Source organism: Limnoraphis robusta CS-951 (genome assembly GCF_000972705.2).
Genome location: NZ_LATL02000326.1, coordinates 1 through 7,956, shown reverse-complemented (window position 1 = coordinate 7,956; position 7,956 = coordinate 1). Strand labels below are relative to the sequence as shown.

9 protein-coding genes are annotated in these 7,956 nt (G+C 44.6%); 5 read left to right on the top strand and 4 right to left on the bottom strand.

Going from position 1 to position 7,956, the window contains the following annotated elements; translation table 11 throughout:
• Nucleotides 1-446: 446 nt before the first annotated feature.
• The 4 genes from WN50_RS27440 to WN50_RS27425 all read left to right on the top strand — a co-directional run bounded on the left by WN50_RS27440 (nucleotide 447) and on the right by WN50_RS27425 (nucleotide 3,177).
• Nucleotides 447-683: a hypothetical protein gene (locus WN50_RS27440; RefSeq protein WP_046280467.1), complete on the top strand. Its 237-nt coding sequence runs from the start codon at nucleotides 447-449 to the stop codon at nucleotides 681-683.
• A 126-nt stretch (nucleotides 684-809) separates the two neighbouring features.
• A complete protein-coding gene (locus WN50_RS27435; RefSeq protein ID WP_046280466.1) occupies nucleotides 810-1,226 on the top strand; it encodes an Npun_F0494 family protein in 417 nt (138 codons plus the stop codon).
• 25 nt (nucleotides 1,227-1,251) lie between these two features.
• The gene (gene cobQ, locus WN50_RS27430) at nucleotides 1,252-2,721 is read left to right on the top strand and encodes a cobyric acid synthase CobQ (RefSeq protein ID WP_046280465.1); all 1,470 of its coding nucleotides are present in this window, start codon (nucleotides 1,252-1,254) and stop codon (nucleotides 2,719-2,721) included.
• A gap of 204 nt (nucleotides 2,722-2,925) precedes the next feature.
• Nucleotides 2,926-3,177, top strand: a complete 252-nt coding sequence (locus WN50_RS27425) for a 2Fe-2S iron-sulfur cluster-binding protein (RefSeq protein ID WP_046280464.1) — start codon at nucleotides 2,926-2,928, stop codon at nucleotides 3,175-3,177.
• Nucleotides 3,178-3,196: 19 nt separating this feature from the next.
• Here the strand turns inward: WN50_RS27425 and WN50_RS27420 are convergent, their stop codons facing one another.
• The 3 genes from WN50_RS27420 to clpS all read right to left on the bottom strand — a co-directional run bounded on the left by WN50_RS27420 (nucleotide 3,197) and on the right by clpS (nucleotide 4,982).
• Nucleotides 3,197-3,517: a hypothetical protein gene (locus WN50_RS27420; RefSeq protein ID WP_046280463.1), complete on the bottom strand. Its 321-nt coding sequence runs from the start codon at nucleotides 3,515-3,517 to the stop codon at nucleotides 3,197-3,199.
• Between the two features lie 233 nt (nucleotides 3,518-3,750).
• On the bottom strand, nucleotides 3,751-4,542 hold the full coding sequence (locus WN50_RS27415) for a CPBP family intramembrane glutamic endopeptidase (RefSeq protein WP_082172578.1): 792 nt from the start codon (nucleotides 4,540-4,542) through the stop codon (nucleotides 3,751-3,753).
• Nucleotides 4,543-4,700: 158 nt separating this feature from the next.
• Nucleotides 4,701-4,982, bottom strand: a complete 282-nt coding sequence (gene clpS, locus WN50_RS27410; RefSeq protein ID WP_046282079.1) for an ATP-dependent Clp protease adapter ClpS — start codon at nucleotides 4,980-4,982, stop codon at nucleotides 4,701-4,703.
• Between the two features lie 381 nt (nucleotides 4,983-5,363).
• On the opposite strand from clpS, the gene WN50_RS27405 reads away from it, so the two are divergent.
• Nucleotides 5,364-5,888 (top strand): DUF3172 domain-containing protein, encoded by a 525-nt coding sequence (locus WN50_RS27405; RefSeq protein ID WP_046282080.1) that lies wholly within the window; start codon nucleotides 5,364-5,366, stop codon nucleotides 5,886-5,888.
• A 391-nt stretch (nucleotides 5,889-6,279) separates the two neighbouring features.
• Here WN50_RS27405 and WN50_RS27400 read toward each other — a convergent pair whose 3' ends face one another.
• Nucleotides 6,280-7,653 carry an AMIN domain-containing protein gene (locus tag WN50_RS27400; RefSeq protein ID WP_049561367.1) on the bottom strand — a complete coding sequence of 458 codons (1,374 nt, stop codon included), beginning with the start codon at nucleotides 7,651-7,653 and terminating at the stop codon, nucleotides 6,280-6,282.
• Nucleotides 7,654-7,956: the final 303 nt, after the last annotated feature.

The following is a 7,956-nucleotide window of genomic DNA, read 5'->3' as shown; positions in this document are numbered from 1 at the left end:
ATCTCCCCACCTCCCGCGCCTCCCCCAACGGGATAGCCACTCCCCTCAACGCGGGGAACCCGCGCACAGGGGTGGACTCACCACCTCCCCACAAATCAAGTTTTAGGGGGAAAATGGGCGGGTTTATATCAATTTTCAGTTGAATGAAGTACAGTAGAGACTAAAAAAACCCGGTAACTTCTGCGAAACCGGGTTTTTGGCGTGGTACCTAACACGCTCGCACACCGCTATATATCAATTTTCTGTGGGACATGATCAATCTATTGAGAACCCGCCCCTACAGACCTGACCTCACGACTTCAATGATGAAGTTGTGCAACGATTACTTGAGATAAAGTCAGGATTCTGTAACTATAGATACAGAAAATAAAATTTTGGTCAGATTTTTAGAGAAAACTTGTGGTGAGAGCAAGGTCTCTGAGAACAGACTAGACGAGGAAAACACGATGTCACTTGACTTACACCCCCAAATCACACCGACTTCAGTCTCCGACTGGATGGCATCACAAACCGCATTCTCGAGCGAATATGAACCCGGAACATGGGTTGATCTGCGAGAACTGCCCAACCCCTACAGTCACGACGAAGCCCTTCTGTTGTGTCAGAGTGCTGAAAACCAGTGGATTGCTTGGATACCCGATCATGGCGAAACCATCCTCCACAGACATCAGTTTTTCCGCTAACTCTGGCACTGTCGTCAAATCCCACCTAATATGGAATAAAAGAAAAGCCCGGTTTAGAAATTCAGCCGGGTTTTTCCGCAACAGAAAACATTTAGACCTTTTAAACTCTCACCTGAACTAGATTCCATGACCTCTGTTGAGTCTCCTACCCCAAAATCTATTCAATATTCATCTGGCACCTTTAAACGGGCTGAACGGGCTATCCGTTGTTCTCCCTTTCAACTAAAACTAATGAGTTTGATGCGCTATGAAAGTGTTGAACTCAATGCGATCGCAGGATCGCGGGGCGTTGAACAAGGCTACACTCGCAAACGCCTCTCCGAACTGAGTGTTGAAAATCATTTGATGTGGCTGATTCAAGTCGGTATACTACGACGTGAAGTAGACGGACAAGGAATCACCGATAGTTTCCGACTCACACCCCTCGGTCGTCAACTGGTAGAAAACGCAGAACATCAACCCCAAGGACTCAGCGCTCCAACTTGGCGCGATCGCTGTTTAAATTTCCTGCATCGCCGCTTCCGATTTTCCTTGTCGGCTTGATTTTCTATTTTTTAACTTCTAAACAATGAAAGCAATTATGGTTGTGGGAACGACTTCCCACGCAGGTAAATCGATGATCACGACTGCTCTGTGTCGTCTGTTGTATCGTCGAGGAGTGAAGGTGACACCGTTTAAGGGTCAAAATATGGCGTTAAACTCCTATGTCACCCCGGCAGGAGCCGAGATGGGTTATGCTCAGGTTGTACAAGCTTGGGCGGCGGGAATCTCTCCTTCTGTGGCGATGAATCCCATTTTGCTCAAACCTCAAGGCGATATGACCTCTCAAGTCATTCTCAAAGGTAAACCTGTGGGTGTTGTTCACGCCGCAGAATATTATGAACAATATTTTGATATTGGTTGGGAAACGATTACCAAATGCCTCGAGCACCTCGCCTCAGAATATGAAATGATTGTCTGTGAAGGGGCGGGAAGTCCGGCGGAAATTAACCTCAAACACCGAGACTTAACGAATATGCGGGTGGCTGAGTATCTCCAGGCTAAAACGTTGCTGGTTGTTGATATTGATCGCGGCGGTGCTTTTGCTCATGTTGTCGGAACGTTGCAGCTTCTTGAACCTCAAGAACGAGAATTAGTCAAGGGGATTATTATTAATAAGTTTCGCGGTCAGCGATCGCTCTTAGAATCGGGGATTACATGGTTAGAAGAATATACTGGAATTCCTGTTGTTGGGGTGATTCCTTGGGTTGATTTGGCGTTTCCCGCCGAAGATTCTTTGAGTTTATTAGATCGTCGTCGAAGCAACAGTTCTCAAGGCGAAATTACGATAGCAGTCATTCGTCTCCCTCACATTTCTAATTTTACTGATTTTGATCCGCTTGATGCCGAAACCACTGTTAATTTAGAATATATTAGCCCGAAAGAAGCGTTAGGTCATCCCGATGCGGTGATTATTCCGGGTTCTAAAACCACCATTGCGGATATGTTGGTTCTTCAAGAGACAGGAATGGCAGAAGCCCTACAAAAATATGTCGCGGCGGGCGGTCAGGTGATGGGCATTTGTGGGGGATATCAGATGTTAGGTGAAAGTGTGATGGACCCCCAAGGACTTGAAGGGAAACGGGGTGAATTTCCCGGTTTTGGATTGTTACCTGTAAAAACGGTTATTGACCGTAATAAGGTGTCTTCTAAGCGGGTTGTTGCCTCTGAATATCCGCAAGTGGGTTTACCCGTTGAAGGATATGAAATTCATCAAGGTCGCACTCAAATTATCGATGCGGAAAATGCACTGCCTTTATTTAATGATCGCAATTTGGGGGTGACAAATAAACAATATTCGGTTTGGGGACATTATCTTCATGGTGCTTTTGATAATAGTCCCTGGCGACGCTCTTGGTTGAATCATTTGCGAATTCAACGAGGTTTAGGAACGTTAGCCACTGGAATTCCGAACTATCGAGAACAACGAGAAATGATGTTAGATGTTTTGGCGGATGTGGTTGAAGAATATTTAGATTTGAGTCGGATTTTTACTTGAATTAGATTCGTTCTCTAGCAGTGAGCGCTGGTATATTTATAAGCAGCAAGCTGAATTTAACCACGCTCGACCCAAAGAACACCAAGAAGTTGCAAACACGATCCCTGCTGATTGCTATATAATAGAAAGGGGATAAAGTAGCTCGGGTTTAACGTTTTTAATTTCAAGTTTTTTTGATAAATGTTTTGAGTTTTAACGAAAAAAATGACTCCATCTCAATCATTAGAAGTTCATTTTTTACCCGATGATGTCACGGTTTCCGCCCAACCCGGAGAACCTATATTAGAAGTAGCCAGTCGGGCTGGTGTTTCTATTCCTACAGGATGTTTGATGGGTTCCTGTCATGCTTGTGAGGTGGAAATAGACGGTGATGATGTTATTTGTGCTTGTATTAGTGCTGTTCCTCCTGGACGGGATCAAATTACGATTAATATTAGTGTAGATCCGACTTGGTAGATCGGGGACAGGTTGCAGGTTACTGTTCATTGTGTGCGGGAATTGAATCAGATTGCAGCAATTGTTCAACTAAATTGGGGGGTGTAGCTTGACGAAAAGCACCACAATAATACAGACTCAAAACTGCTTTGTAAGCCCAATGAGTGGGTTCAACATCGCTATAAGGATTGGGTAATGTTTCTGCTTGGTTGCGAACACAAGCATCAAGAATTTCGGCTTTTGTGGGGCTTGCAGAAATAACAGTTTGAGAGGGAATAAAAGGCTGAGGTTCAGCTTTAACGGGGTTGATATAGCCGAGAGAGGCTAATAAAAAGATGATCGCAAAGCTTGGGTATTTCATAAGCTTCAATCAATAATAGAGGTTTGTCTAACAGGTGTGTAAACAGTCAATTTTTATAACTTTTGGGTGGTGATATCATGTCCGATTAATCAATCCTAATTGTGTAGGGGCGGGTTCTATAATATCTATAATACTCGTAACAGAGTCAACTAAACCCGCCCTAACCCCATCACAGAATTAATCAACCGCACAGGGTATCACCCACCCTACAACCGGAATCAAAATTAATCGGTTCAGTTCCGAAATCGGGATAATTTTCTGATCAAAATGGCGATCGCACTTAAAAAAATCAATCCCGTTAAACCGGCTAACGGATTTTGATCAATCCCCACAACCCAATCTGGAACTCGTCCCGAATACTGAACTTTTCCACCTACACTTATGATATAATATCCCCAAACCAATCCGCCATGAAGCCCAATCGGTAAACCCAAATTTCCTCGAGGAACAGGTATTTTTTCCGATGGGGAACTGATCACAAATTTCGCCCAAACGAAGATCAACCCGAGTAAGATTAAACCCGGAAATTGCAGCCAAGTGCGGAGAATTTCAGCAACAGGTTTAATAAAATGAGCGATCGCATAAATTCCGCTACAAACCCAAGCTGAGATCGAAAACGAATAATCTCGGAGGAGTTCATCCAGTAGCCAACCTCGAAAGAACAATTCCTCAGCAAATCCGATCCCAAAAGCCACGAGAAGCCCTTCTAAAATAACTCGAGGAAACTGTTGAGAATTAGGATACCACGTTAACCAACCGAGTTGAGCTTCAAAGGCGAATAAACTCAATAAACTCAAACAACCCCAACTCAACCCAAGAATGAACAACCAAGCATTTTGAGAAGTGAGACGTAAACCGTAGTGTTGGAGAAGTTTCGGTTGATGATCAATCCATTTTCCCCAGAAACGCACCAATACAATAAATTCTAGATACAGTAAGAGCAGAGTAATAATACTAACCGTATTAGGATCATCTCCGAGTAAATAAATCGGAACCGCCAACGGTAGCCACAACCCCAACAACATCAGAATAAACAGCGTCAGTCTGAGGGGGGCGGAAAAGCTAGAAATCGGACTAAGATTTAACTTCAAAGGATGATAAAAAAGCACCTATAAATTAAATCACCCGGAAACATTTTCGGGAGATGAAAACAAATCCGGGTGTCAAAGATGAGATTTATTCATTATTCATCTGGCTCGATGGTACTAATCAAGCCATTATTTTTCAGGGTTTCACAGTAGAACTCGGCGTGTTCTTGGGCGCAAGTAATCACTAAAGCCAGACCATTCGTATGGGCTTCCATCATAATACTGACGGCTTGAGGCTGAGTTAAACTCGGTATAGTCTGAAGCAAGACTTGCACCACATACTCCATCCCGTTAAAGTCGTCATTATGCAGCAAGACGCGATAACGTGGTGCGAGCTTACGGACTGTGGAAAGCTTCTCAACTGTTTCGACAGACACGGCTCTATCTCCTTATATGGGGTTCCTAAGTTTAAAATTAGTTTTTCACTTTACATAGTGTAATAAATCCTGGCAATCCCGGCAAGGGTTTTACAGTTTACAGTTTACTGTTACCAGCTTTTACAGTTTACAGTTTACAGTTTACAGTTACCAGTTTTTACAGTTATCACTGGTCACTGGTAACAGGTCACTGGTAACAGGTCACTGGTTACTGGTAACAGGTCACTGGTTACTGGTAACAGGTCACTGGTAACAGGTCACTGGTCACTTAGGCGGGTGAATTGTTAAAATGACGGTAATAGAGTAAATCGACCGTTAATCTTGAAGTATAAGACTCTGTAACTGTTGTTCAATATAGTTTTTTCCTGACTGATAGCTGATATGAAACGTAAAACCCGCCCAACAACGACTTCTCCTCGGTCAACTTTTAACTATACGGCTTTAGCCGTCATTGCTGGTGCATTAATTTTGGGAATTGGGATTGGAATTGCGATTAGTTCGACAGCGACTTTTAGCCCGGAAAACGTGGCTTCTAGCCAATTTATTGACCGTAGCGCCCCCAGTACCGAAACCTGTATTAAATTCGGGGCGAGTGCGATGGTCACAGATATGCGGGTTTTCGTGACGCTGAACCCGTTTAGTGTGTTTGTATCCCGACCCCGAATGCAACCCGGTTGTGTGATGCGAACCAGTAACTGGACGATTCTCCGACAGCGAGATCTGATTACTTCCGAACAAGAACGAGACTGTAAACAGAGGATGAACACCTTTGGGTTTACGGGTGATTTGGATACCGGTACCCCTGAGATTAGTTGCATCTATCAAAACAATAGTGCAGAAAACCTATTTTTAAATCAACCCGGAGTCATCCCCGCCCGTCCAAGATCTGAAGCTGAACGGTTCTAGTCTTCGGAAATAAACACGGGAGGAAGTCCGGTAGGCTGGTAGCCCCTTGAATTTATTCAGGGGCGGAAAGACGACACGAGCCACTTTAGTTGCTGTAAGATAGTAAAGAAACGACAAGTAAAACTGTACCAACTGCGCGTTGAAGTTTTCCTAGTACGGAGAAACCCCGGCAATCCGAAAGCGTAATATTGCATTATGGCTCCGAGATACAGCAACGGCAGGAAACTGAGCGTACCGAATTGGCTCTGTGTTGGAAGTTAAGAAAGTCTTCAAGCTAAAAAAGTAAACTATCCAACTTGTTTGGTGTGTTAGAGGCGATTTGACTTGGCCTATGAGTCTGACAATTTTCGGCGTCAGAAGTTCAGAAATACCCTACGGGGATTCCCCCGAATTAATTCGGGGGAGTAGTCAAAAATTGCGATTGACGCAAATCTTCTACCAGACGCACTTCGATCACTTGATCGGGTTGTAATGTTGTAGGTTGGGGAGAGGTGGCGAAACCAACTGCTGCACCCCCAATCGCCCCCACCAATAAACCCACACCTGTAAACCCTGTTAGCAGAAATAGCCCTAACCCGCCAATTCCTGTATCACGAAGAATATTTTTGGGTTCCGCATCCAATGTTCCCGAAATCCAACCGGATTCGGCTTTTAGGGGAATGCTACGCCCTTCTAAATTAATCGCTTCCACTTGAAAGCGACTGCCTCTGGAACTGGTTTCAAAGTATCCTACAATCGGCGTATCGGGCGGAATGATATAGTTTCCTTGTTTGTCAGTAATTCCGCCTTGTAGCAATAAAACATCCTGTCGTTCCGGTTTATTTTTCAAACGCACTTCATTAGGATTAGGATAACGCAGCGTCAGTTGAGTCCCCGCCGGAAGCAGGACATTGGGAGGACGTTGATCAATGGTTCTCGAAGAAGTTGTACTTCGAGGTTGAGACGTTCTCGGTAACGGTTGACCAAAGGGAATTGTACCATCTTGGGTTGGCGGTTGAGGCGTTGGTTCTGTAGCAACAGTTTCAGGTGGGGGAGGTGGCGTTGTCTCCAAATTCGGAGAGGGCGCAGGTTGAGGGTTAGGGATAACGGTTTGATCAACCCTCTCGGGCGAAGGAAAGCCCGGTGTTTGCGGTGTGGGGGTTGGAGGGGTGACTTCTGCTTCTGTCGTTTCTGGTTGAGAAGTTTCTAAATCTGCTGCTGAGTCGGATGTTGTTTGATCAACTTGATCAACGGTTTGCGGGGCTTCTGGAGTTTGGGCAGTCGAAAATGTTGGTGCAGGGGCAGGACGGTCTATAATGGTTGGACGCAACACCCAAAGGTTTTCGATACCAACAGGCCTAAAATCGACTTCTCGTTCATCTAAAACGACACCCGGAACAAAATCAATGGTAATTCGGGTAACTTCGGGTTCAGACTGGGTAAAACTCACTTGACTGATGACTCCCGACTCAAACCGTTCAGTAATATTAATCCCAATTTCCGTATTCGGTAAATCAACCACTAAACGCGCAGGTTCGGTAGCGACTGATAAACGAGGCCTGACGCCTGCGGGAAGCAATACTTCTACTATACCTGTACTGGGGTCGATTTTCCAGTCTTCTAAAATGGCTGCGTAACCCGGTAAACTCAGGGTTGAACTGACAATTGCTGTCAAAGCGATCGCGCCGGACGTTCTCATTAACAGGCTACCATACAACACAGGTACAACAGAGGCGATCAATGACTGTATTTGCTGAAATTTCTGTCTTCGTTTTGGGCTTTGCATGGTTCCTGTGTAACGGTTAAAGTTTGAGCGGTTTTAGATGAGTCATTCTGAGCATTTCTTATCATGGTTAAGGTCAAAATGCAAGCGATAAACCGTCACCACTCTTGTAGGGGCGGGTTCTGTACAAATGTATGTTTCTCACAAATAACATTAATAACCCCGCCCTTCCCACCAAGGGTTCTGTACAAATGTATGTTTCTCACAAATAACATTAATAAACCCGCCCTTCCCACCAAGGGTTCTGTACAAATGTATGTTTCTCACAAATAACATTAATAAACCCGCCCTTCCCACCAAGGGTTC

Excerpts from the sequence above, each read along its gene's own strand:
- WN50_RS27440 (WP_046280467.1), top strand. The coding sequence starts at position 447 with ATGTCACTTGACTTACACCCCCAAATCACACCGACTTCAGTCTCCGAC.
- WN50_RS27435 (WP_046280466.1), top strand. The coding sequence starts at position 810 with ATGACCTCTGTTGAGTCTCCTACCCCAAAATCTATTCAATATTCATCT.
- cobQ (WP_046280465.1), top strand. The coding sequence starts at position 1,252 with ATGAAAGCAATTATGGTTGTGGGAACGACTTCCCACGCAGGTAAATCG.
- WN50_RS27425 (WP_046280464.1), top strand. The coding sequence starts at position 2,926 with ATGACTCCATCTCAATCATTAGAAGTTCATTTTTTACCCGATGATGTC.
- WN50_RS27420 (WP_046280463.1), bottom strand. The coding sequence starts at position 3,517 with ATGAAATACCCAAGCTTTGCGATCATCTTTTTATTAGCCTCTCTCGGC.
- WN50_RS27415 (WP_082172578.1), bottom strand. The coding sequence starts at position 4,542 with ATGTTGTTGGGGTTGTGGCTACCGTTGGCGGTTCCGATTTATTTACTC.
- WN50_RS27405 (WP_046282080.1), top strand. The coding sequence starts at position 5,364 with ATGAAACGTAAAACCCGCCCAACAACGACTTCTCCTCGGTCAACTTTT.
- WN50_RS27400 (WP_049561367.1), bottom strand. The coding sequence starts at position 7,653 with ATGCAAAGCCCAAAACGAAGACAGAAATTTCAGCAAATACAGTCATTG.